Source organism: Paenibacillus marchantiophytorum, from assembly GCF_014640555.1.
GTDB classification, from domain to species: domain Bacteria; phylum Bacillota; class Bacilli; order Paenibacillales; family NBRC-103111; genus Paenibacillus_E; species Paenibacillus_E marchantiophytorum.
On record NZ_BMHE01000010.1, the window covers coordinates 1 to 23,045 of the forward strand.

General features: G+C 48.8%; 21 protein-coding genes, 7 tRNA genes and 1 riboswitch. Of the genes, 24 read left to right on the forward strand and 4 right to left on the reverse strand.

Features of this window, described 5'->3' with window-relative positions; translation table 11 throughout:
- Window positions 1–44: 44 nt before the first annotated feature.
- From IEY34_RS12125 to IEY34_RS12185, 13 genes are all read left to right on the forward strand, one after another.
- A tRNA-Asp gene (locus IEY34_RS12125) sits at window positions 45–121 on the forward strand.
- A gap of 18 nt (window positions 122–139) precedes the next feature.
- Window positions 140–215, forward strand: a tRNA-Lys gene (locus IEY34_RS12130).
- A 34-nt stretch (window positions 216–249) separates the two neighbouring features.
- Window positions 250–334: transfer RNA gene (locus IEY34_RS12135), tRNA-Leu, on the forward strand.
- 148 nt (window positions 335–482) lie between these two features.
- Window positions 483–734 carry a DUF1450 domain-containing protein gene (locus IEY34_RS12140; protein ID WP_189011809.1) on the forward strand — a complete coding sequence of 84 codons (252 nt, stop codon included), beginning with the start codon at window positions 483–485 and terminating at the stop codon, window positions 732–734.
- 114 nt (window positions 735–848) lie between these two features.
- Window positions 849–1,358, forward strand: a complete 510-nt coding sequence (locus tag IEY34_RS12145; protein WP_189011810.1) for a ferritin — start codon at window positions 849–851, stop codon at window positions 1,356–1,358.
- A 464-nt stretch (window positions 1,359–1,822) separates the two neighbouring features.
- Entirely contained in the window at window positions 1,823–2,284 is a 462-nt protein-coding gene (locus IEY34_RS12150; protein WP_189011811.1) for a hypothetical protein, read from the forward strand.
- Between the two features lie 30 nt (window positions 2,285–2,314).
- Window positions 2,315–3,013, forward strand: a complete 699-nt coding sequence (locus tag IEY34_RS12155) for an AIM24 family protein (protein WP_189011812.1) — start codon at window positions 2,315–2,317, stop codon at window positions 3,011–3,013.
- Between the two features lie 103 nt (window positions 3,014–3,116).
- Window positions 3,117–3,191, forward strand: a tRNA-Gly gene (locus IEY34_RS12160).
- Between the two features lie 8 nt (window positions 3,192–3,199).
- Window positions 3,200–3,276: transfer RNA gene (locus IEY34_RS12165), tRNA-Arg, on the forward strand.
- Between the two features lie 20 nt (window positions 3,277–3,296).
- Window positions 3,297–3,370, forward strand: a tRNA-Pro gene (locus IEY34_RS12170).
- Between the two features lie 14 nt (window positions 3,371–3,384).
- Window positions 3,385–3,455 (forward strand) — tRNA-Gly (locus IEY34_RS12175).
- A gap of 658 nt (window positions 3,456–4,113) precedes the next feature.
- Window positions 4,114–4,263: riboswitch (cyclic di-AMP (ydaO/yuaA leader) on the forward strand.
- Between the two features lies 1 nt (window position 4,264).
- The gene (locus tag IEY34_RS12180; protein ID WP_229757609.1) at window positions 4,265–5,155 is read left to right on the forward strand and encodes a C40 family peptidase; all 891 of its coding nucleotides are present in this window, start codon (window positions 4,265–4,267) and stop codon (window positions 5,153–5,155) included.
- A gap of 123 nt (window positions 5,156–5,278) precedes the next feature.
- The gene (locus IEY34_RS12185) at window positions 5,279–5,980 is read left to right on the forward strand and encodes a hypothetical protein (protein ID WP_189011813.1); all 702 of its coding nucleotides are present in this window, start codon (window positions 5,279–5,281) and stop codon (window positions 5,978–5,980) included.
- Between the two features lie 4 nt (window positions 5,981–5,984).
- On the opposite strand, the gene IEY34_RS12190 is transcribed toward IEY34_RS12185, so the two are convergent.
- Window positions 5,985–7,439 (reverse strand): phosphodiester glycosidase family protein, encoded by a 1,455-nt coding sequence (locus IEY34_RS12190; protein ID WP_189011814.1) that lies wholly within the window; start codon window positions 7,437–7,439, stop codon window positions 5,985–5,987.
- Between the two features lie 23 nt (window positions 7,440–7,462).
- Window positions 7,463–8,632: a glycosyltransferase family 2 protein gene (locus tag IEY34_RS12195; RefSeq protein ID WP_189011815.1), complete on the reverse strand. Its 1,170-nt coding sequence runs from the start codon at window positions 8,630–8,632 to the stop codon at window positions 7,463–7,465.
- A 96-nt stretch (window positions 8,633–8,728) separates the two neighbouring features.
- On the opposite strand from IEY34_RS12195, the gene yyaC reads away from it, so the two are divergent.
- Complete coding sequence (gene yyaC, locus IEY34_RS12200) at window positions 8,729–9,265, forward strand: spore protease YyaC (RefSeq protein ID WP_189011816.1); 537 nt, start codon at window positions 8,729–8,731, stop codon at window positions 9,263–9,265.
- A gap of 98 nt (window positions 9,266–9,363) precedes the next feature.
- The gene (locus IEY34_RS12205; protein ID WP_229757610.1) at window positions 9,364–11,100 is read left to right on the forward strand and encodes an ABC transporter ATP-binding protein; all 1,737 of its coding nucleotides are present in this window, start codon (window positions 9,364–9,366) and stop codon (window positions 11,098–11,100) included.
- 786 nt (window positions 11,101–11,886) lie between these two features.
- On the opposite strand, the gene IEY34_RS12210 is transcribed toward IEY34_RS12205, so the two are convergent.
- On the reverse strand, window positions 11,887–12,489 hold the full coding sequence (locus tag IEY34_RS12210; protein ID WP_189011819.1) for a CcdC protein domain-containing protein: 603 nt from the start codon (window positions 12,487–12,489) through the stop codon (window positions 11,887–11,889).
- A 161-nt stretch (window positions 12,490–12,650) separates the two neighbouring features.
- Here IEY34_RS12210 and IEY34_RS12215 point away from each other — a divergent pair, with 161 nt between their 5' ends.
- The 4 genes from IEY34_RS12215 to IEY34_RS12230 all read left to right on the forward strand — a co-directional run bounded on the left by IEY34_RS12215 (window position 12,651) and on the right by IEY34_RS12230 (window position 14,611).
- Window positions 12,651–12,947 (forward strand): hypothetical protein, encoded by a 297-nt coding sequence (locus IEY34_RS12215; RefSeq protein WP_189011821.1) that lies wholly within the window; start codon window positions 12,651–12,653, stop codon window positions 12,945–12,947.
- Window positions 12,941–13,576, forward strand: a complete 636-nt coding sequence (locus IEY34_RS12220; RefSeq protein WP_189011823.1) for an HAD-IA family hydrolase — start codon at window positions 12,941–12,943, stop codon at window positions 13,574–13,576. The genes IEY34_RS12215 and IEY34_RS12220 overlap by 7 nt, the downstream gene beginning before the upstream one ends.
- A gap of 115 nt (window positions 13,577–13,691) precedes the next feature.
- The gene (gene lspA, locus IEY34_RS12225) at window positions 13,692–14,162 is read left to right on the forward strand and encodes a signal peptidase II (RefSeq protein WP_189011825.1); all 471 of its coding nucleotides are present in this window, start codon (window positions 13,692–13,694) and stop codon (window positions 14,160–14,162) included.
- A gap of 104 nt (window positions 14,163–14,266) precedes the next feature.
- A complete protein-coding gene (locus tag IEY34_RS12230) occupies window positions 14,267–14,611 on the forward strand; it encodes a hypothetical protein (RefSeq protein ID WP_189011827.1) in 345 nt (114 codons plus the stop codon).
- A gap of 376 nt (window positions 14,612–14,987) precedes the next feature.
- Here the strand turns inward: IEY34_RS12230 and IEY34_RS12235 are convergent, their stop codons facing one another.
- On the reverse strand, window positions 14,988–17,138 hold the full coding sequence (locus tag IEY34_RS12235; protein WP_189012083.1) for a DNA topoisomerase III: 2,151 nt from the start codon (window positions 17,136–17,138) through the stop codon (window positions 14,988–14,990).
- A gap of 195 nt (window positions 17,139–17,333) precedes the next feature.
- On the opposite strand from IEY34_RS12235, the gene IEY34_RS12240 reads away from it, so the two are divergent.
- From IEY34_RS12240 to IEY34_RS12260, 5 genes are all read left to right on the forward strand, one after another.
- Window positions 17,334–18,377, forward strand: coding sequence for a LacI family DNA-binding transcriptional regulator (locus IEY34_RS12240; RefSeq protein WP_229757623.1), 1,044 nt, complete (start codon window positions 17,334–17,336; stop codon window positions 18,375–18,377).
- 120 nt (window positions 18,378–18,497) lie between these two features.
- Window positions 18,498–20,105: a sensor domain-containing diguanylate cyclase gene (locus tag IEY34_RS12245; protein WP_189011837.1), complete on the forward strand. Its 1,608-nt coding sequence runs from the start codon at window positions 18,498–18,500 to the stop codon at window positions 20,103–20,105.
- A 107-nt stretch (window positions 20,106–20,212) separates the two neighbouring features.
- Window positions 20,213–21,277, forward strand: coding sequence for a DUF7847 domain-containing protein (locus IEY34_RS12250; RefSeq protein WP_189011839.1), 1,065 nt, complete (start codon window positions 20,213–20,215; stop codon window positions 21,275–21,277).
- Window positions 21,270–21,923 carry a DUF4129 domain-containing protein gene (locus tag IEY34_RS12255; protein WP_189011841.1) on the forward strand — a complete coding sequence of 218 codons (654 nt, stop codon included), beginning with the start codon at window positions 21,270–21,272 and terminating at the stop codon, window positions 21,921–21,923. The genes IEY34_RS12250 and IEY34_RS12255 overlap by 8 nt, the downstream gene beginning before the upstream one ends.
- Window positions 21,907–23,043, forward strand: coding sequence for a DUF4350 domain-containing protein (locus IEY34_RS12260; RefSeq protein WP_189011843.1), 1,137 nt, complete (start codon window positions 21,907–21,909; stop codon window positions 23,041–23,043). Before IEY34_RS12255 ends, IEY34_RS12260 begins: the two co-directional genes overlap by 17 nt.
- Window positions 23,044–23,045: the final 2 nt, after the last annotated feature.

The window sequence follows — 23,045 nt, forward strand, 5'->3', positions numbered from 1 at the left end:
GCCCCCGCAACCAATCTTCTTACAGAAGATTTTGTACATAGTGTGGAGCTGTGGTGTAGTGGCCTAACATGCCTGCCTGTCACGCAGGAGACCGCGGGTTCGAATCCCGTCAGCTCCGCCATTTTTTTATTTATGGCATGAGTCATTAGCTCAGTTGGTAGAGCACCTGACTTTTAATCAGGGTGTCGTAGGTTCGAATCCTACATGACTCACCATTCTTTGATCACCGATCAAAGTTTTTCTGTTTATGCGGTCATGGCGGAATTGGCAGACGCGCACGGTTCAGGTCCGTGTGGGCTAACCCCCCGTGGAGGTTCGAGTCCTCTTGACCGCATCACGCAAAGAGTTTTCCTTTATCCTTTTACAGGGACGAGGGGAAACTCTTTTTTTTTTGCAAATCATTCAAATTACTGTTGACATTGATTATTATTATCACTAATATCAAATGTAGCGATTGAAGTGAGTGGCGGGGAGTGATCGAGATGAAAACGATTAAATACTGCTGTAGAAACGAGAAGTTCGGGTCCAAGCAAATTTTCAAATCCTTGAAAAACGAATATCCTGACCTCAAGCAGAAAAAGAAGGATTGCTTAGGCAACTGTAAGCATTGCAAAAAAGAATGTATCGCGATGATTGGTAAAAAAGATTTGCTGTGCGCGGCTTCGCCTGATTTACTTTATGCTCAGATTAAGCAAATTATTGCTGAATCCAGAGCTGAAAGCGTGATGGCGTGAATATAGATCTGTTAAAATTGTTACTTCCGTTTGTATTTGTATGCGGAGTTCTGGTAATCTTGTATGTATGGGGAATTAATAAAAGCTAACCATACAGAAGGGATGTGTGCATCAATGTTAAATGATACACTAACTAGCGCTCTTAACGAGCAAATGAACTATGAATTTTACTCGGCGCACGTCTATTTAGCGATTGCAGGTTACTGCGCAGGGGAGAGCTTGGATGGTTTCTCCAACTTTTTCAAGGTGCAAGCTGAAGAAGAGAAGTTCCATGCGATGAAGATTTTCAAATATATCAACGACCGCGGTAAAAAGGTCAGCTTTGCTGGCATGGAAACGCCAGTCAATGAATATAAATCCATTCTGGATGCTTTCGAGCACGCCTACCTGCATGAGCAAGAGGTAACCAAACGCATTTATCATCTGTCAGATTTGGCACTTAATGATAGAGAGCATGCAACGATGCAGTTCCTCAAATGGTTCATCGATGAGCAGGTGGAAGAAGAAGCCATGTTCGACAGCATTATCAATAAGCTCAAGCGCATCGACAAAGACAGCAACGCTTTCTATATGTTGGATGCTGAATTTGCACTGCGTTCATTCACGCCACCAACAGCGGAATAATTACATATGATTTTATGAGGATAAAACTTACCTGGTTCGCGAATTTTCGCGAAGGGTAAGTTTTTTTTGTCTGCTGACGTACAGGTGTCAGGAGTCCTTTTATATATTGGGGAAAATAGGAGAAGGATGTGTCACAAAACCTCAAATCGTGGAATTCGAGCCTATTCGATACGTAAGCATTCAAGGTCAGGGGGATCACGAGGGGACAACCTTTTCAAATGCGGTAGAGGCACTTTACACGCTTTCTTACAGCATCAAAGGGAATTGATAAGAAAGCAGGGAAAGATTTCACTGTGGCCAAGCTAGAGGGCCTATGGTGGGTAGACTGAGACGTTAGTAAAGCTATGGATGTTCGAGAATGAAGACGATTTTGCGGTATCCCCTAACAGCGATAGAAGTGGTGCAGTTCTGATTTTTGCGGTAAAATAGAAGAAAATGTCGATACACGCATGGGGGGCTGGCAGATGCAGAAAGGAACGCGTCATTTCGCAGGGATCGCCAAAGGGATAGGCATGCTACTGATCTTGATTGGGTTTATGAATCCTGCACCTGCCGCTCAGGCCTCCTGGTTGGACCGGATGAAGGAAATCTATCAACTCCCGGAGAATGTGCAGCAAATTCAAAAGGACTATGACGCTACTAAGCAGCAATTAACGGATCAGAAAGATAAGTTGGCTGAATCGATCAAGCGCTCGCAGGAAACGGAAGAACGGCTTCTAGGACAGAATGATACGCTTAAAAAGGAAAATGAGCAGCTGCAAGAGCGAATAAAAGCAATGGAGCAAATAGCGCTTGATAAAGACAAGCGAAATCGGAAGATTATGTATATGATTGTGACGGCTGTTTTGCTTGTTGTGTTTTATTTTGTGCTTGGCCGTGTGTTTCGACTTATTGTCTGGCGCAGGCAAAAGCGTCTTAGGAAGTAGATAATTGCAGCTAAGGGGAGGTCAGCGTGTATGGAGGTATCCTTCGAGAAATCAAGTTCACAGGCAAGGATCACCACATTACGCTTGGAAAAGGACGAGTCCGTGCATGTGCTGCATCCGAACCAAATTGTTGCTTTTCAAGGGAAGTCGGAGCTGAGAGAAGATTCTTTCATGAAGCTGCCAAGCATGTATAGGAAAAAACGCTTAATCCAATCGCGTGTTCGCGGTCCTGCGCATGTCATGCTGGGGCTGCCTGAAGGCTACAGTATGTCTGTGATATCGATTGGGCCTGACGATGATCTTTTGTATGAATTTCGTCACGTGTTGTTCTATACAGAAGGGGTAAGTTTCACTTCCCATTTGCAAAATGTGAAAAACACACTGATCACCCAGGATCTCGTGAAGATGCAGTTTAAAGGGCCTGGCAGCTTAGGACTGCTAACTACAGGACCGATGTATCAGATGGCGCTGGATGCGAAAGAGCCTTTGTACGTCGATATTAGCTGCCTCGTAGCTTACCCGAGAAACGCTCAGCTGCGTTTATGTGTGTATGGGAATACGCTGGCGAGCCAGCATATGAATTATCATTGGGAGATAACGGGGAAGGGGCATGTTCTGATGCAGCCCTGTAAGCCGGATCGCAAGCTGGATGAGCATATGCAGAGCGACAGTTTACTGCGGAGAATTGCCAAAGAAGTGATACCTTTCGGCGGAATTTTCATTAAATAAAAAAAGGTGATAAAAAACATTTGCATTTGTCTTGGAATCCTGATATATTATTCCTTGTCGCCTCGGAGAAACATCAGCCAGAACGACAAGCAAAATGACCCATGCGGAAGTGGCTCAGCGGTAGAGCATCGCCTTGCCAAGGCGAGGGTCGCGGGTTCGATCCCCGTCTTCCGCTCCAATTTTTAAGCGCCCTTAGCTCAGCTGGATAGAGTATTTGACTACGAATCAAAAGGTCGGGAGTTCGAATCTCTCAGGGCGCGCCATTTTTACTCTTTATACACTTCGGGACGTAGCTCAGCTTGGTAGAGCACCTGCTTTGGGAGCAGGGGGTCGCATGTTCAAATCGTGTCGTCCCGATCTTTACAAACTACGCGGGCGTAGTTTAATGGTAGAACTTCAGCCTTCCAAGCTGATCGCGCGGGTTCGATTCCCGCCGCCCGCTTACAGCATGCAGGAATGAGAAAAGACCACCTTCGGGTGGTCTTTTTGTTATGTACTTGGGCTTGGCTCCAGATGTGGAGGCATAAGCAAGGTACGATTGCAAGCGGAATAAGAGCCTTTGGAGACTGCTATCTGCGGGGAAAGTGGGAGTTTGAGCGGAATAGGAGCTTTTGGGGGCTCTTATTTGTAGTTTTTGGCGTAGTAGCGCGGGCTAGTTGAAGGAATAAGAGCCTCTGGAGACTCCTATTTGTAGGGAAAGTGGGATTTTGCGCGGAATAGGAGCCTCTGGGGGCTCTTATCTGTGCGTTGGATATGGAGCTTTAGCTGTATCAGGCTATTGGGTGGGATGGTGCTTATCGAGGGGGGCTTTCTAGAAGTGAGTTTCATTGGAAAAATCCAATGAAACTCACCTTTAGGAAGCAAATCAGGAGCTTACATTGGATTTATCCAATGGATTAAAAAGAAATCGGCTTTTTTGGCCTTCCATTGGAGATTTCATTGGAATTGTCCAATGGAAGTCATCGAAAGACCGCTAGAATCACCAATCCATTGGATTTATCCAATGAATGGGCGATCTGGCCGCATCATTTAAACTAGCTGGTAATATTTTCTATTTCGCAAAAGTTGTAACCTTGCGTCGAACTGTGCTAGTCTAACATAGACAAAAAATGCCGAATCTATGAGCAGCAAAAGCTCTGGTACGGGGGACTTCTTTACTTGGGGTGAATGATCAGTTGGCTTGCCAATTGGACTAGGGAACCTCTTCCCGAACCCGTCAACTAACCTCGGAGGCTTCAAGGAGGCAAGGGTTTGAAGGTTTTGGCTAAACGTTTTATTGGTTCCTGCGCAGTTCTTTGCGCCGCAGTACCCTTATTTACCGCGCAAGCAGCAGCGGCATCGCCAGCTGACCATCCTGTAAAGGTTCAGGTCAATGACGAATTGCTCAAGTTTCCGGAAGTGCAGCCTTACATTGATGAGCAAGGCGTCATGCAGGTTCCGCTCCGAGTTTTATCTGAGAAACTGGGCTATCAAGTGAGCTGGACGAAGCAAGCAGATGCGATTGTCGTTACGTTGCTGAACAAGCAGCAGTCGATTCTATTGATCACAGATCAGCAGCAAGCGATTGTGAACAGCAAGAAAATCAGTTTAGAGAGCAGTCCAACTGTCTATCAAGGCAACACATACGTTCCGCTGCGTTTCATTACTGAAACCTTCGGATCTCCGATAGAATGGAATGAAGCTAATCAGATTGCTATTGTGGATGTCGACGGGAAGTCGCACAAACCTGCTTGGATTGCACCACCACCTGCGCCGCCTGTGATGAAAGCAGCAGCCGTTGTTCCTTCTATGCCGGATCAGATTGTCCAGACGGCCAATGCGTACATGGGTGTGCCCTATATGTGGGGAGGTACAACGCCGAGAGGATTCGATTGTTCCGGTTTTGTACGCTATGTATTTGAAGCCAAAGGCATTGATCTGCCTCGAACATCCGCGGAAATGCACAGTGCGCTCAGTAATTCAGTAACCGATTTGCAAGTCGGCGACCTAGTCTTCTTTGCAGCCAAAACGGTGAATCATGTAGGCATTTATCTGGGAAATGATCAGTTCATTTCATCGACAACATCTCGAGGTGTTACAGTCGAGAGCCTTTCGAGCTCGTATTGGAGCGCAAGGTATGTAGGAGCCAAAAGAGTCCTGTAATCATTGACTTTATCGAACATTTGTTTGCTAGTTTGCTTTCTACGGAAAGCATAGCAGGCAGATGTTCTTTTTTTGTGCGAAAAGATGCGATTTTTATCGAATTTTTATGGATTTTAGCCTATAATGAAGAAATGTTTGGAAGAAAGAGCGGGGGACACGAATGCCATGCAATTAAGCGTCTGGAAAAGCTGGTTTCACAAAAGAAAACATTCGGAACGAACCAATAGCATGGATACCGTGGAGCAAAGACCTGCCATACCGGAGGATATCCGGGAAGTCATCGAACAATTTTTTCGGACGTACAACCATTTCAAAGGGGCGCGCAGCCTCCAAACGGACACGTTTATTAAAGAAGTCTTCTATGCCACCAAGCAGGACCCGACAGATCAAAGATCTATTGAAGAGATGGAAGCCTATATTCAATACAAAAATAAACATAGATTGCGGTTGAAATCCTATGTCGTAGATGAGTACTTGAGCTTGAGCGACAATGTGCGCATGATCGGTGTGACTAGAGAGTTCAGCAACAATCAGCGAAATCGTGTGCTGTATTTTATTATGAAAGAAAATGAATCATGGCGATTCCATCATATTGCAAGATCCCATCATGGCAAGGTGTTGGATAAGTTCCAAGTGAAAGAACAAACCGGATTTGTGATTGGGAATGAAAAGGCTGCTCTCCTCTTCCTGACGCACACGAGTTCCCTGGATGCATCCACCTTCATGTTGGGTGATTACGTGCATGTTGAGGGTTACCTGGAAGTTGAGCAAGAAGTGAGCAGCTACCTGTATTACCATGTTGTGCGAATGAACCGCGTTCACTAGGAACTTAGAACTGAAGGGACGCCCGGTACAGGGAAGGATCCCACTGAACTTTTCCGCCCAAGGACTCCATGATGGCCCTAAGCGGCATATAAATATGACCATCCTTAATCGTTGGCGCCTCGGGGAGCGTAACGGATTTGCCGTTGACTTTCATGACAGCATGATCCGGCTGCAGTTCAAGCTGTTTGGACCCATACTGAACACTTAATGTACGCGTAGCTTCCTGCCACTGAAACTTGGCTCCAATTCTCTCTAATATCCCGCGAAAAGGAACCATGCTGGTTTCCTGCAGCAAATAACCTCGGAATTCATGGACGAACTGTCCATTCACCTCTAGCTGGATCTGTGGATGATCCAAACGTTCCACCACGAAAGCATTGCTAAGCTCACGTCCTGCACTTCGCAGCATAGTGCCGTTCGCATACAGAGATGAGCTTGCGCCTCCATCCAAATTCATTGCATCCGTTAGCCCGATTTGCAGCAGGACCTCCGCCATATCGGCCATAGTGGCCGTAGACAGCGTCCCCATGACCAATTGGCGGGAAGCATCTATCCCAATGAAGCTGCGCACGTTAGCGCTCGTCGTTATCTTAGGATCGGTAAATCCATCCCGCTGCGCATCCAAATCAACCGCACCATTGGTCAGCAAATGCGGGCCTGCGCCAATAGCGGCATCAACAGTCGGCAATTGGACGGCAGAACCATTGTCTTCCTTATGGAGAGCGGAGATGAGTTGGACGGAATCACCGAGATGAATATTCGGCAGCACATGGGTGCGATTATTGGCGCTATTGCCTAATAAACATACATACCCGTCTTCGGGCATGTTGACGCTATCTGTTGTAATATTGGTAACCTTGCCTTCGCGCAAGACAATCTTCGTTGAATTGGGGAAGCCGATAGAAGCCCCGAAGTCACGGGTATACCATACGACTTGATCTTCCACATCATCGCCCCAGTATTTATTCACGCCCCAGGTTGCGAATTTATAGGCTTTGCCCTGATGGGTAACGCTGATTTGCTGCTCCGTTTGCATGCGCTGCAAGCTTGCGGTTTTGTCGGCGTTGACTAGAAAGGCAGGGTTCGTGCCGGAATGCACGATTTCACCAGAGCTGACAAGCAGCCCGTTCGGGTATCGGTTAGCTTCATTTTGTTCATACGCATCGAAAAAAGTGCCGTTGATGCCAGCAATCGCATGGCTTCTGTCTAACATCGAAGCGAAGGACTCATCGTGCCCGATGCCATCGGCTGCCGTAACAGGTTTAACGCGCAAATAGGGGTCAGTCAGATCAACGGTCACCCATTGCGCAGTAAAAGACTTGCCATTATAGGATACGGTCTGACTCTTGGTTTGTACCGTTCCAAGAGCGGAAGCGGACGAAGGGGAAATCGCGACAGCCGAGAGCATACAACCCAGCATGGCGATGTGAGTGAAGGTACGGTAACGCTTGTGACGCATAGCAGGGATCATCCTCTCTGAAATTACTTCTTCTTTAATTCGCGCAGCGAGTAAAACGTTCCTCTCCAATAGATGCCACCTTGTTTCCAAGTGAGCCAGACGGATCGGACAATGGTATACAGAAGCAGCGAAGCGCTGACTGGCAGCAGATAAGCTTCGTCTCCACGTTTGCTCATTAGGTGTGACATCAGCTTGCGATACAGTAAAATTTGCAGAACAACTACAACGGCATATAGGGCACCGCGCCAATCCCACAGGAAGAGAAGTCCGATCCAGGGGAAGATGAAAAAGAGGAGCTGCCCAATACAGGCAAGCAACGCAATCGTGTAGCTGTACCGAAATCCTGAGAATAGATTTTTCTCAAGGCCGACGATAGCTTCTTTCAGTGAGCGATACCATTCTACTTGCAGGACATGTTTACCAGACAAAACCTTCTGACGGAAGCCTGCTTTTTTTAGCGAAATGCCTAATTGCAGATCATCATCAGGCCTCAGCGCGATAGCTTTATGCGTGCCGATTGCCTCATAAGCCGTACGGCTGACCATGTTGAAAGCCCCGATTCCGATGCCTGGTTCACGGGAATTGTCCAGATTAGCCCGCCAAGGACGCACGAAGAGCGAGAAGGAGAACAAGAAGAAATGTACGAAGCCATTGAGCAGAGCGCCTCGTGCAAGCATATTAGGTGTTAATGTGAGGTGGTGCACATCCTGTTCCTTCATATAGGAAACGGCATCTGTAATCGTATGGGGAGCGAATAGGATATCGGCGTCCGTAAAGAGCAAATATTGGCCCCGTGCTTGCTGATAGCCTTGATAGAGAGCATGGTTCTTGCCCAGCCAGCCCTCTGGCAGATGCGTAATGTGGATAATTTGCAAGGGAGTTTGAACATCTTTCTTACGCTGCGACCACCTCCGCAATTCCTCAAGTCGGACGCCGGTCGCGTCCTGGGAGCGGTCATTGACAGCGATGATCTCCAGTCGTGGATAATTCTGAGAAAGCAAATAGCGAACCGTTTCGAGGATCGTGCTTTCCTCTTCTTTGGCAGCAATAATGACGGAGACGAGCGGAGGCTTGTCCGGGAGCTTGGTGGACCGAGCTAGGTTGTGCAGCAGATGCATCCCTTTGTGAGCATCAAGCGAGATGAATAGCCAGTAGAGGAGGGTGAGTATCGCAATAATGCCGAGGGTGGACATGGCCTACCTCCTTATGAAAGAATAGAAGTTGACCGCATTATAACATTCATCCGAGGTAAGGGGAAATTTTGCAGGATGCGTATGAGGGAGGCCGGAATGGCGGAGAAACGGATGGAGCCGCAGGAGCACTATTGGAAAAAGATGAATGGCCAACAGCTGGCCATATACTTGGAAACGCTCAGGATTACGTCAGGAATGAAGCCGGAAATGCTGGCTTTTGTATGCATAGGAACAGATCGATCTACGGGAGACGCTCTCGGGCCTTTGGTAGGCAGCAAATTAGCGGAGCTTGGCTATCCGCATGTGATTGGGACGCTGGAAGCACCTTGTGATGCCAGCAATATCGTGGCTCGTTTGCAGGAAATTCCGCAGGACTGTGCCGTTATAGCCATTGATGCTTGTTTGGGGCTTAAACTGTCAGTCGGGATGTATCAAGTGTCCAATCGGCCACTGGCACCCGGAAAGTCTGTAGGGAAAGTACTGCCGCAAGTGGGCGATTATACGATTGCGGCCATCGTTAACGCGGACGGTCCTAGGCAGTATAGTGTTTTGCAAACAACTTCTTTGTACCATGTGTTACAAATGGCAGCTGAAGTAACGAAAGCAATTCAACATGCGTTTCCGCTAAGATAAGCAGCTAAGACAGAACGGAGAGATGAAGGATGGGACCAGGCGGTATGGGGCGACTATCCGATAGGAATCGGCCTAAGGCGAAGTTGAAGGATGTATCGATGAAAAGGGTTTTGGGATTGTTCCGCGGGTACCGGGGGCAATTGGCTGTTATTATCGGTTTGGCGCTGCTGGCCGCAATCGTGGGCTTAATTCCGCCTTTGGTTATGAAAGAGATTATCGATCAAGCAATTCCGCAAGGGAATATGAGGATTTTGGCCGAAATGGCGCTGTTGATGGTACTATTGCCCGTTGTGAGCGGCGTTCTTGGCGTGTGGCAAAATCATTTGAATACCAAAGTTACACAAGGGGTTATTCGGGATTTGGGGCAAACGTTGTTCCATAATTTGCAGCGGCAATCGATGGCATTCTTCACGGATGCCCGCTCGGGCGAAATCGTTCAGCGAATTACCGGAGACGTGCAGGCCGTGCAAAATGTGGTGACTTCACTTGTCGTATCTTCCATTACACAGATCGTAATTGTCGCTACGACGATTGGTATTTTGTTTGCATTGGATTGGAAATTAGCGATTATTTCGGTGCTGATTCTTCCGCTGTTCATGCTGCCTGTGAAAAAAGTATCCAAGCTGCGCAAAACGCTGCGGATCGAAACGCAGAAGGTGCGCTCCGATATCACTGCGCAGTTGAGCGAGAGCTTCGGTATCTCGGGGGCTTTGTTGACGCGGATTTTTGGCAGAGAGCAGCAGCAGGAAAAAGAATTCACTACGATGAACCAGAAAGTGATGGATTTGGAGCTGCGGCTCAATCTCGTGGGCCGCTGGTTCGGGATGGCTACGAGCACTTTGGGGCCGTTAGGCACGGCCATTATTTATCTATATGGCGGTTACTCCGTCATATCCGGTCATATGACACTAGGCGCCATTATCGCATTCGCGGCTTATCTGGGCCGGTTGTATATGCCGGTAGGGACGCTGCTGAACCTCCAGGTGGAAGTGGCGACTGCGCTGGGCGTATTTCAGCGGATTTTTGAATACCAGGACATGGTACCGGAAGTCCAGGATCGTGAGAATGCTGGGCAGCTTGTGCAGGCTGAGGGACGCGTGACCTATAAGCAGGTTTCATTTGCTTATCAGCCCGGACAATATGCGCTCAAGGACATCACCTTCGATGCTCAGGCCGGCGAGATGGTTGCGCTTGTCGGACCGAGCGGCGCCGGGAAGTCGACGCTGATCGGCATGATCGCGCGGCTGTATGACCCGACGGAGGGCATCGTCGAGGTGGACGGCGTCGACGTCCGCGACGTGCGGTTAGCGTCGCTGCGTTCGCAGATCGCCTACGTGACGCAGGAGTCTTTCCTCTTCCACGCGACGATTGGCGACAACCTGCGCTTCGCGCGGGAAGACGCTACGCGTGAGGAGATGGAGGCTGCGTGCCGCCAAGCCTACATCCATGACTTCATCGTGTCGCTCCCCGAAGGGTACGACACGATGGTGGGCGAGCGCGGCCACCGGCTCTCCGGCGGCGAGCGTCAGCGGATCGCGATAGCCCGCGCGATCCTCAAGCGCCCGCGCATCCTCATCCTCGATGAGGCGACGTCGCACTTGGACTCGGAATCCGAGTCCTATGTGCAGGCGGCGCTCGAGGAGTTGATGCAAGGGCGCACGACGCTCGTGATCGCGCACCGGCTCTCCACGGTGCTGGCCGCCGATCACATTCTGGTGATCGAAGCGGGCAGCGTCGTGGAGCGAGGCACGCATCGCGAGCTGCTCGCTCTGGATGGGCTGTACGCTCGACTGTACAGCACGCAGTTCGCCAAAGCCGATGAGGCTGAGGCTTAGATTTAGGCTTAGACTCAGACTCAGGCTTAGGCTGAGCCTGAGATCGAGACCTAGGTTGAGACAGACCGAGACCGAGACCGAGGCGCGTCTGGAGCTAGCCATGAAGGATTCATGAAGGATCTGAGGGATCTTCTGAAGGAACTGAAGGCAGTCTCCAGCCTAAGCTGCCTAGCTGACATGGAAACCTCCGGCTCACATCCAAGCCCACCACTGCTGCTCAACTCGCCACCACCTACTCTGCGGCACCATGGCACCAACAAACTAGCTAGTTTTATACATTCATTGGAGATATCCAATGAAATAGGCACTAAAGAGGCTAAAACCAACCTTTGATTGGATTAATCCAATGGTTTAGCTCAGAATCGCCCTACAAGGGCTGATTTTGAGATTTTCATTGGAGATATCCAATGAAAGTGTATTCTACAGCAAGAATTAGTGGAATTCATTGGAGATATCCAATGAGATCACAGATCATGACGAAGACAGCATCCCCCAGACAGGGGGATGCTGTCTTTCCTCTATCTAGGAAGCCGTCCGTCCCAGCTATCGGAACACCACGGTTCCGCTTGGCTGCTTCTCCAACACATATCCCAGCCCACCACTACTGCTCAACTCGCAACCTCCACTCTGTAGCACCAAGCACCAACAAACTAGCTAGTGTTTTCTATATTCAGTGGAAATATCCAATGAATTCACGCAGCGTCACACCAACTAAGCATGAACAACACACAAAAAGGCTGCCCTACAGGTTTCAACCTTGTTGGGCAGCCTCTAGCTCCTCTGCATTTACTTCGCAATATCCACATTTGCAGCAGGAGAGACAGTTCCTTCGTTACCATTACCATTACCGTTACCGTTACTGCTCCCACCAGCTAGCGCTGCGGGATCCAGATTGGCTTTTTCGCGGAGCAGGTAGCCGAAAAATAGGATGTAGTACGAGACAATGATGAAGAAAACGCCCGCTGTCAGCGGATCTTTGGTAAATTGCGTGGGATCAGCCGGATTCATGCTGGCCGGGTTTGCCGACAAGCTGATAAAAGCAATTCGGTATACCACGCGGCCGAGGAATAGCACCAAGACAGCAATCTCAACCCATAGGTGCGTGCGGTAGTACCAACCGTCTGCCCGATGCTCGAAGCGGGTGTGGCGAATGGCCGTGAGACCAAGCGCTGTACCTGCGGCTAGCCCAATGATATAAGCAATGAAGTGGATTGGATGCACGAAGCCAAGCAGGAAAATAAGAAGTCCCAGAATACCGAAGAGGATTACGCGAAATTTGAGTCTGCCAGGGGAAAGCTTCTGAAAACCAATGCTCCGTTTCGTTCGGCGATAAATAAAGAAGGCAATGATGACGAAGGGTATAGCATAGTGCAACCAATCTTGTTGCATGGGACGACCTCCAAACGGAATTTTCTTTCCTTATTGTATCAAAATTAGGCAGCTTGTCATGAAAAATGTTATTCCGTTTACAAAAAACTGTCATACACTTAATAGTAGAGCGATAAACTTACTATTACACTCAAAATGTGCCGCAAGGAGTTGACTGACTAATGGCTCTCATCACTCACGTTAATGTATGTAATGCCGACAATGAAATTTACTGCTGTCTTCGAAATAAAATTGTGAAGCTTGATGCTCAGCAGAAGGAGCAATTTTGTCGTGGTTGTAAAATGTATGCCGGGGAGGCAGCGGGTTATGAACGCAGCGTAACCTGTGTCTGGGAAGATCTGCGCGTGGTCAGTAACCCCCATGTGGCGGTAGACCCCGTCGAGGAATTCATGCATAATCAGATTCGTGAAGTGCCGCCCGAGGGTCAGGCCTTATTTCTATATACAACGGAATGGTAAAACACATCCTGTTTGATTTTGACGGGACATTGGTGGATTCGCGGGCGCTTCTCGTTAAACTATACAATGAGATGGCTGCACAACATCAATTTCGAATGATTCGTGATCAGGATCTGGCGCTTCTGCGATCGCTTTCGATCTCTGAGCGGGTAACTCGACTTGGTGTTCCAGTTCTCCAAATTCCCAAATTAGTTATCGCCGGCAAGCAGCTTTATCAGGATCATATTCGCACTCTTCATGTGGTGCCAGGCATGAAAGACGTGGTGGCGAAACTGTCCGCCCAAGGCATCCGCAGTTCCATTCTCTCCTCCAATTCGGAAAGCAATATTCGTACTCTGCTCAAAAGCAATCGAATGGAAAGCTCGTTCAAAGAAATCATTTCGGCGAAGCATCTGTTCGGGAAACACCATTCCATTCGCAAAGTTATGAAACAGTGGGGGACTTCCCCTTCACGGATGATTTATGTCGGTGACGAGCTCAGGGATATCGAAGCTTGCCAAAAACTAGGCGTACCTATTGTCGCTGTGACATGGGGATACGATTCTCCACGCTTACTGCTAAGCGGCAAACCAGATTATGTCGTAAATTCACCAGGTGAATTGTTGAAAACGCTGCTGACTTTAGTCTGATCCCGAGTTCAGAAGGTCGCAACAGGCTGCCGCAGACAAGGTCTGAGGTGGTTTTTTGCGTTCCCTTTTAGTAAAATAGAACAAGTAGGTACTAGTAGGGAAGAGGAGGCGTTCCATGTTATTTTATCTTATTATCGTTGCAGTGGCGGCGATAGATCAGATTTCGAAGTATAAAATTCGCTCTATTCTGAGCGTTGGCGAATCGATGCCATTTTATAAAGACTTCATTTCGTTTACGTATTATCAAAATACGGGGGCAGCAGGCAGTACCCTGCAAGGATGGGCCCGATATTTGGGCATACTTGCGATTATTATCGTGGCTGTTATTTTCTACTATTGGAAAAAGGGGCGCATTCAAGGCGTGCTTAAACAAGCAGGGGCTGCTTTGTTGGTTGGCGGCGCGATTGGCAATGGGATTGAACGATTGCTATTCGGGAAAGTGACGGATTTCATCGTCTTTCGTTCAGGAAATGGCGTTATGAATTTAGCGGATTTAGCGATTAATCTGGGTGTAGTGCTGTTTGTCCTGGATATGTTTGTGAGTTATCGGCATAAACTTGTGCGAAATCATAAAGCTATTGAATAATCATGAGTCTAATACACTATGACTCTAGATCAAAAGTACTATTTGTGATATCCTTCTAGTAGACGGTTTTTGACCGAGTTGACGTTGAACTGGGGGATAATGAGATGAGGCCGGATAGACAAGCATTGATTGATGATTTTTTTGCAATGGTGCGCAAATTAAATCGGACGGGTTCTGATATTATGCATGTGAGGGAGTTTTTCTGGCGTTCATCAGAAATTCGTGCTTTTATCCCGCCAACGGTAGAATTCATGACTGTCCTCAGAACCTATAATGCAGTTGTGTTTCATGAATTCCGCAAATCACTTGTGCCTAATACAAGTATGCATATACTAGCGAGTTGCCATATGGAAGCTGGAGAAGCACTGATTAGTTTGGGAATTACGAGTTTGGAAGAGCTGCAGCTAGCGGTAAAAGGAAGAATTATTGCTGTCGCGCAAGAAGGATAGCGGGAGTTATTGCCGTATAAAAATAGAAACCCTCCAAAGCCATGTGAAATGGAATTGGAGGGTTTTTCTCAAAATATAAGGGTTTATATGTTTTGGAGTGAGCGCGGAGTTACTCCAGCCGCCCTGTGCGAACAGAGGGAGGGAACTACATTCCGCTATTCTAGCCAAAAGTATCCATATCGCAGGGGTGAGGGAACTACAGTCCGCTATTTTGCTGTTTCAAGGCAAATTCAGCGTTTTTCGTGGAAATAAGACCCTGTAGTTCCGCTAATACCCCAGCATCCCTGCTATTTGCCTATATAGCGTCCTCTAGTTCCCTTAACAGGTTTTGTCGCTACTAAGAGGCTGATCTCTCAGGGCGGCGAAGCCGTTTTTTTTACTCGTCCTTCTTCTGCTGCAAGGCAGCCATGAGTTTGTCCGCGAGCGAATTACCGAGCTGTGATTGATCGGAAAATTGCTCGATCAACTGGCGGTTGGCCTTGGCCGAGGCGCGCCGACCGCCGCCAGTGGACTCGCTGTCCACTTTCTCCACGAAATTGCAGGGACGGCATTGAAAGTATTTGCCGGCTTTCCCCGTGTGAATCTCCATCTTTTTGTGACACTGCGGACAACGATGGTTCGTTAGCTGCCCGTCAGCTTCGCGCTTATAGGAGCACTCGCGACTGGAGCAGACGAAGTACTTGCCGCGCTTCCCTTTGACTTCTTGCAGGAACTCCCCGCAATCCGGGCATTTGCTGCCCGTCAAGTTATGCGGCTTGTAGGCGGCAGAGCTTTTCTTGACCTCTTCGACCAACTCCACGGTTTTCTTGCGGATACCGCTAAGAAACTGCTCCATGCTGCCTTTGCCTTTGGAGATGCGTTCGAGTTCTGACTCCCAGCGTGCAGTCAACTCCGGCGAACGCAGTTCCTCCGAGGCTAGCTCGATGAGCTGAGTGCCTTTTCCCGTAGGAACTAGGAGGGAACCTTGGCGCTCGATGGTGTCAGATGACACCAGCTTCTCAATGATGTCGGCACGAGTGGCCGGAGTGCCTAAGCCGTATTTCTCCATTTGCGAAAGCAGGGAGGCTTCGTTGTAGCGGGCAGGCGGCTTCGTCTGGCGGCTCAGTTGCCGCGCGTTTTTCACCGTGACGGCATCTCTCTCTTTGGCTTGCGGCAGCAATTGCGATGGATCTTCATCGGCATCCGCTGTTTCTTCCCGATCCGGATCGGTGAAATCAGTGGCTCCATACACATCTTTCCAACCTGCTTGCTTCACAACTTTACCGGAGGCATATAGTTTCTCGCCTGCTACTTCAATGGTTAGTTTGGTCTCGTCGTATCGGCAAGGACCACTAAACAAGGCAAGGAATCGACGTAAGATCAAATCATAAAGCCGGCGCTCATCCGCGCTCAAGGTGGCTAGGGAAATAGCTTCGCCAGTCGGAATAATCGCATGGTGATCGCTGACTTTGCTATCATCCACGATACGCTTGGTGATAGTTAAAGGCTTGCGTATGAAAGGAGCTGCGAGCGCCGCGTAAGGGCCAATCGCTGCACCTTTGAGCCGACCGAGCAGGGTAGGCACCATGTCAGACGTCAAGTGGCGGGAATCCGTACGCGGGTAAGTCACCAGCTTGTATTGCTCGTACAGACGCTGCAGCACATTGGAAGTCTGTTTGGCCGAAAAGCCGAACTTGCGGTTCGCATCACGCTGCAGCTCGGTGAGATCATAAGCCAGCGGATGGGGGATTTGCTTCTCGGTTTGGCTAACTTGCAGGATCTTGCCGCTTTGGCCCTGCAGCTTGGCTTTCAGGGCATCGGCGCGCTCGCGATCGAAGATGCGCGTATCGCCGGTCTTGGGGTCCCGCCATATCGCGCGGAAGGCCCCGAGCTCTGCTTCGATCAACCAGTAGTCGACGGACCGGAAATCCCGGATTTCCGCCTCGCGGTTGATCATCATAGAAAGCGTAGGCGTCTGCACACGCCCAGCGGACAAGGACGCGCCGAATTTGCTCGTCAGCGCGCGCGTCACATTGAGGCCGATCAGCCAATCGGCCTCGGAACGACAGACGGCTGCTTGATACAGCCGGTTGTAGTCCGTGCCAGGCTTCAGCTGCGCGAAGCCTTCGCGAATGGCCTGATCCGTCTGCGACGAGATCCAAAGCCGTTTGAACGGCTTCTTCCAGCGGATCAGTTCCATAATCCAGCGCGCGACGAGTTCGCCTTCGCGCCCCGCGTCCGTGGCGATGATCAGCTCCGCCAGATCGCCGCGCTTGCTTAGGTGTTCAATCGCCCGATACTGCTGCGACGTTTCCTTCATTACTTTGAGCTTCATGCGCTCAGGCAGGATAGGGAGATCCTCGAGATTCCAAGTTTTGTACTTGGTATCGTAATCTTCCGGTTCAGCCAGTGTGACCAGATGGCCGAGTGCCCAAGTAACGACATACTTGGCCCCTTCGTAATGATGCTTTTGCTTCTGATTACAGCCAAGAACGCGGGCAATTTCTTTGGCCACGCTTGGTTTTTCAGTGAGTACGAGTATTTTCATTAGGATCACGACCTCATTTCTACCTACCAAGTAGCATAAAGGAAATAGGTCCTATTTTCAAATATAAAACGTTATCATGAAGCAGCCCAGCAGTTGGTTTACAGCTCAATTGCGTTGACACCCAAGATAGCCAGTCGTATAATTATCGCAGTTTAACGCGCGTTTATGAACGGGGGGCCGCCTGCATTGAAGAAGATGGAGATCAGCAGTGAAGCTATTGCCAAATTGGCCGGTGTTTCAAGGAGCACAGTCAGTCGTGTAATAAATAATTATACGAATGTGCCTGAGAAAACGCGGGAGAAAGTGATGAAAGTGATTCAGGATTACAACTACTATCCGAATTTGTCAGCGCAGGTGCTGGCAGGAAAGAAGACGCGGACGATCGGGCTGTTTTTTATCGATGCGGGTCATGTAGCGGGTGACAGTCTCAGCAATATGATGATTACAAGCATCATCGAGTATGCTTCTTCATTCGGCTACTATGTGCTGACCAGTATCATTCGGAACCCGCAAGATCCCAAGCAAGAACTTAGCATGAAGGAGCCTTTCTATCAAAGACGAATTGATGGCGGAATTTTCATCGGAGCGGCCAATCATGAACCTTTTATAGAAGAGTTAGTCGCGGAAGGCTATATGGTTGCTGTATTTGATCAAGTGTTGGAGGGTCATGAAGAACCTAACCGGATCATCGTTAATTTGGATTACGAATACAGTGTTAGCGCAGCCGTGAACTATTTAGTTGGTTTGCATCATCAGCGAATTGCCATGATCAACGGGGACATGAGCCGATATGCAGGCCCTGCCAGATATCAGGCTTTTGTGCATGCGATGGAGCATCACGGATTACGAGTTGAAGATAAGTGGGTTCTTAAAGGGGATTTTAACGAGGAAAGCGGTTATCAAGCAGGACTTAGACTTGCTGCTGACTTGGGTCCCTCCCAATCGGAGTGGCCGACAGCTATTGTTGCAGCTAATGACAGTGTGGCGTTCGGAGCCATTCGCGCTCTGCAGGAGGCAGGCATCCAGGTTCCCGGCGATATCTCAGTCATCGGGTTCGATGATCATATGTTCAGTGCCAGATTTCAACCCAGTTTGACCACGTTCAAAATGGATTTCGATGCGATGATGAGAAACTTGACGCAGCTCTTGATCACTCATATCGAAAACGGTTCCAAGGAATTTAGCAAAGTGCTGATTCAATCTGAATTAGTTGTCAGAGAGTCTTGTAAAAAACTCTGATTTGTCACTTTTTATCAAATTATTTGTGTGATTTGTCAAAAAAGTATGAATTTTGTCTGTTTTTGTTCCCATATAAAGGTATAATATCGATATATAGGACAAGAGGGAGTCAAATTCTTAATGGGACAAAGGAATGCCTTTTTTGCAAATCAAACGCTTAAAATGAGGTTTCAATTATGGTTCGGCATTGTGATTATTGCCTTTGCCTTTTCGATTATTGTCCCCTATTACTTTATAGAGAAAAAAGACCGGATTGATGAAGCGGAGAACCAATTAAAGCAAGTCATTTCGCTGCAAAGCTTATATATCGAACGGTGGAATCAGGAAAAAATAGATGTGATCAAACGGTTCGCGCTCTCGGATAATGCCAAGTTTCATCGGATAGGCGATTTGAAGCGGGAAATTCAAAATTATGAACGCGTTAATTCGGAATTTGCCATGATTAGTTATGTAGAGAAAGATGGCTATATACGCTCCGATACGAATCCGACAAACCAGATGTATGTGGGGGATCGGGATTATTTTAAATATGCGGAAGCCAAAAAGAACTTTATCTCCGGCATTATCTTCTCCAAAGAGTCCGGTAAGCCAATCATCACGTTCTCTGTTCCCGTTCTAGGGGACCAAAACGAGTTCCGAGGAGCTGTTGTCGGCATTATCCGATTGGAGATGCTGAATTCTTTGATGAAACAGCTCAGCTTCGGTGAAACCGGAGAAGTGTTTGTATTGGACTCGGACGGGCATGTGGTGACAGCCTCAACAGATTCCAGCAAATCCGCCAACAATGTGCAAAGCCAGATGACTTCTGAAATTATCCAGCGAGCGAAGGCCGGAAGTACGGCAAATTATGCGTATACCGGATTTCATGGCGACCGCGTCTATGGTCAGTACAAGTGGTCGGCAGACAAAACTTGGATTGTTGTTGGCGAAGTTTCGCAAAAAGAAGTGTTTCAACGGCTGAATCAATTAAGTATAACGATTATTATCATTTCTCTGGTTGCGCTTATTCTAAGTGTGCTGGCCGCTATTACCATCGCATCGCGGATTGAAAAGCCGATTCGTTATTTGCTCCGGGCAACCAAAATTATTCAGAATGGCAACTACGACTATCAGATTAATCCGGATAAAATTAAAACGGCACCGATCGAATTGCGGGAGCTGTGCAGCACGTTTAACCTGATGTCAGAGAGACTCAAGACGAATATTACGCTTCTTGAACACTCTGCTCTGGTGGACCAACTGACGGAGATTCATAATCGCAGATATATGATGCTGGAAGGCAATGATCAATTGCTTGCGCATATTGCAGCGGGCCATACCTGTTCCACCATGATGCTCGATATCGACCATTTCAAGAAAATTAATGATACCTATGGCCATTTGATCGGTGATCGCGTCCTGCATCATGTGGCTGCGCTGCTCAAGAAATACGCTCGCGGAGATACGCTGGTTGCTCGTTATGGAGGGGAGGAGTTCATTCTGTTGGCACTTCGCAGAAATGCCCAGGACAGTGTGGCCTTGGCTGAGGATATCAGGGAGTGCCTGCAGAATGAGCCTTATGTCAGCGGGCAGTTGACGGTGCAGCTCACAGCAAGCATCGGGGTAGCCGAATATTCGCCAACGTTGGAATACGGAACTATGATTCTGGAGGATATGGTTTCAAGAGCAGATCATGCGCTGTACCGCGCCAAGTCCGGAGGCCGAAATCGCGTGGAACTAGATCGCTGAGTACAGGGGTCTAGTTTTTTGGCAACCAATTTGCTGGTCAGAAATTCGGATGTTTAGTGTATAATAGTCAAAGAGTCATTGATTTACCAACATTTGGGGGGTTATTCATGCAAAACACGTCATTAAGACCAATGGGAATTGGTCGGATTCTAGATCGCAGTTTCCAATTGTACCGTAAGCATTTCGTCACATTAACACTCATCATGCTGATCTTATACGGGCCTTTTTATCTCTTGGAGCAATTACTTACGTATCAAGAAACAGCAATTACGTCAACTTCTATTCTGGATCAAATTCGCAGTGGGAAATCCCTGCAGGACATGTTTGAGACAGGCAGCTATTTTCAAAATAATCCATCTGTGCAAGATGAGAATTACATAGGGAGAATGCTGCTTCTGGTGCTGGTTTTATTGCCTATTATGCTGCTTGGTCTTTTTCCAACTTCTGTTGCATCGGTCGTACATCTGGTCAAAGCAAGCCTTTTCGGTGAAGAGATACCTTCCGTGGGCCAGCTTTTGCGTAAGTCGTTCCGTCGTTTCTGGCCGTTAGCCGGCAGTACGTTTCTTGATGGGCTCATCATGGTTGGTTTATACATAGGTCTCGCTATTATTATTGTTATTTTCGCGCTCATATTCGTTGTAGGTGGAAAGTTCTCAAACGCATTTGGTAATTTTGGAGGCGGGGCGGTCGCTTTGACCGTAGTCTTCTTCATTTTGCTCACGCTTGGCGTCCTGTTTGGATTCTGTTATTTTTTCCTCCGTTGGTCTTATTACCTCCCTTTCGTTGCACTCGGTGAAGAGTCGATCGGCATAGGCCGCAGCTGGAAATTGACGAGAAAGAGCTTCTGGCGCTTGTTCGGCATGTACCTGGTTCTTTCACTCATCTTGTATCTGTTTCTGGCCGTTATTCAGCTTATTATTGCGGCTGTCTTCGGGATGGGATTATGGTCGCAGCTCTTGCAGAGCTTAGTGTCAATCGTGGTCATGTCATTATGGTATTTGCCTTATGCCGTAAGTTTCTTTGATCTAAAAGTACGGAATGAAGGATTGGGACTTGAAGGTTTAATGGAACAAACCATGGCCAATCCAGCCTTGGATAATTCGGAGGAATTGGAGCCGTTTGACCCTTTTGACGATCCAAAACCGATTGATTTGGATAAAAAGAATGAGTAATTCATCTTTAGCGGCATCGCTGCAAGAGGACAAAGAACAATTAAAACAAATTTTGGAGCAGAAGGAATACACCGCATATGAAATCAAGGAACATGCTTCGTTCTGGTCCTGGCTGAAGCCGCTATTTCGGAAATTACGAAGTCTGTTGCCTGATTTTAAGGTGTCCGATTCGGTTACGAATGGGTTGACCATCGCTGTTATGATTGTGCTGCTGGGTATTGCAGCCTTTGCTATTTATTGGTTCCTGAAGCAGTTGATCTGGCAAAAACGGGTCAAATCCGTAACTTATTTGCCAGAGGGAGAAATAAGCCGATCCTACTCGTATTATTGGAAGCAAGCTGAGGAACTGCGAGGGAGCGGCCATTGGCGTGAGGGCGTCCGATCAGTTTTTCTGACTTTGTTGTTTTTCATGGAAACGGAACACATGATTCGTGTGGAGAAATGGAAGACCAACTGGGAATATGCGGAAGAGTTGAAGGCGTCCCAATCCTTGCTGATCCCTTTATTCGAGGATAGTTCTCTGCTTTTTGATCGGATATGGTACGGACAGGAAGCCGTTACAGAAGAGCAGTTCAATGGCATCTACGAGCAAGTAGCAAGAGCGATTGGCAGGAAGGAGGGCTTGCTCCATGAAAGGGCTGAATAAGCTGCATGTGGGACTGGCGCTCAGTATCCTGGCTTTCCTCGCGCTGGGTTATTGGTTGGTGAAGCCTAAGCTTCCGGATCAACCTCCTAATCTTTCATTTTCAGCAGATCTAGACGGAACCAAAGCTTGGAAAGAGCTGCTGACGACCAAGCAAGCGGCTGTAAAGGAATGGCGATTGGACTGGAAGCATCTCCCTCAAGCGCAAGCGATGCTGCTAGTTGCGGTGCAGCCGCTGAATGTATCGAAGGCGGATCGCGAGCAGCTGCTGAGATGGGTTCGACAAGGGAATGATGCTGTCCTGTTTGACCAGAACCCGGAAGCTTGGGATCTTGTGGATATCCAGCAGGTAGAGGGAGCGGTTGGCACGGGTCAACTGACAGCGATCAAGGCTTCGCCCGATTACCTGCAAGCTGAGGGCGAATGGCAAGGTTCGGTGGCGACAAAGTACCGGATTCTGCCTAGCTCGGATAGCCGCACGTTGTTCGAGGATGAGCGCGGCGTGCTCGCCAGCCGCGTAGAGGAAGGGGCGGGCAGCATCACGATGGTGCTGACCCCGGAATGGATGCAGAATGGGAAGATTGATGAAGCGTCCCATTTCGAATTAATCTGGCCGCTGTTCGCGAAGTCTTGGCAAGCTGTGTGGGTCGATGAGACCCATCACGGCTTAGGGACGAAGCCCGGACTGCTGGCCGTCTATCCCGCGTGGCTGGTGCTCGCAAGCGTACAGCTTGGCCTCGCGCTGCTGCTGTGGCTCTGGCTGCGCGGCAAGCGCTTTGGGCCTGTCCATATGCCGCGGGCATGGACGGTTCGCCGCGGCGACGAAGGCATTCACGCCGTCGCCGCTTGGTACGAGCGCCTCGGCTACCAGCACGAGGCGCTGGCGCACCAGCAGCTGCACCTGCGGCAGCTGCTGCATCGACGCTGGGGGCTCAGCCCCAGCGCAAGTGTTTCGCAGGCCGCGGAAGCTGCGCGCGGCCGGATGCCTGAGGCGCAGGCGGCGCAGCTCGCGCGCCTGCTGGAGGAGCCCGCCGCTGCGCAGCAGCGGGGCGTAAGCACCAAAGCGTTCGTGCAGCGAACGCGAGAGATGGGCGAGATCATCGCCTACTTGGAGAAGGAGTGAGC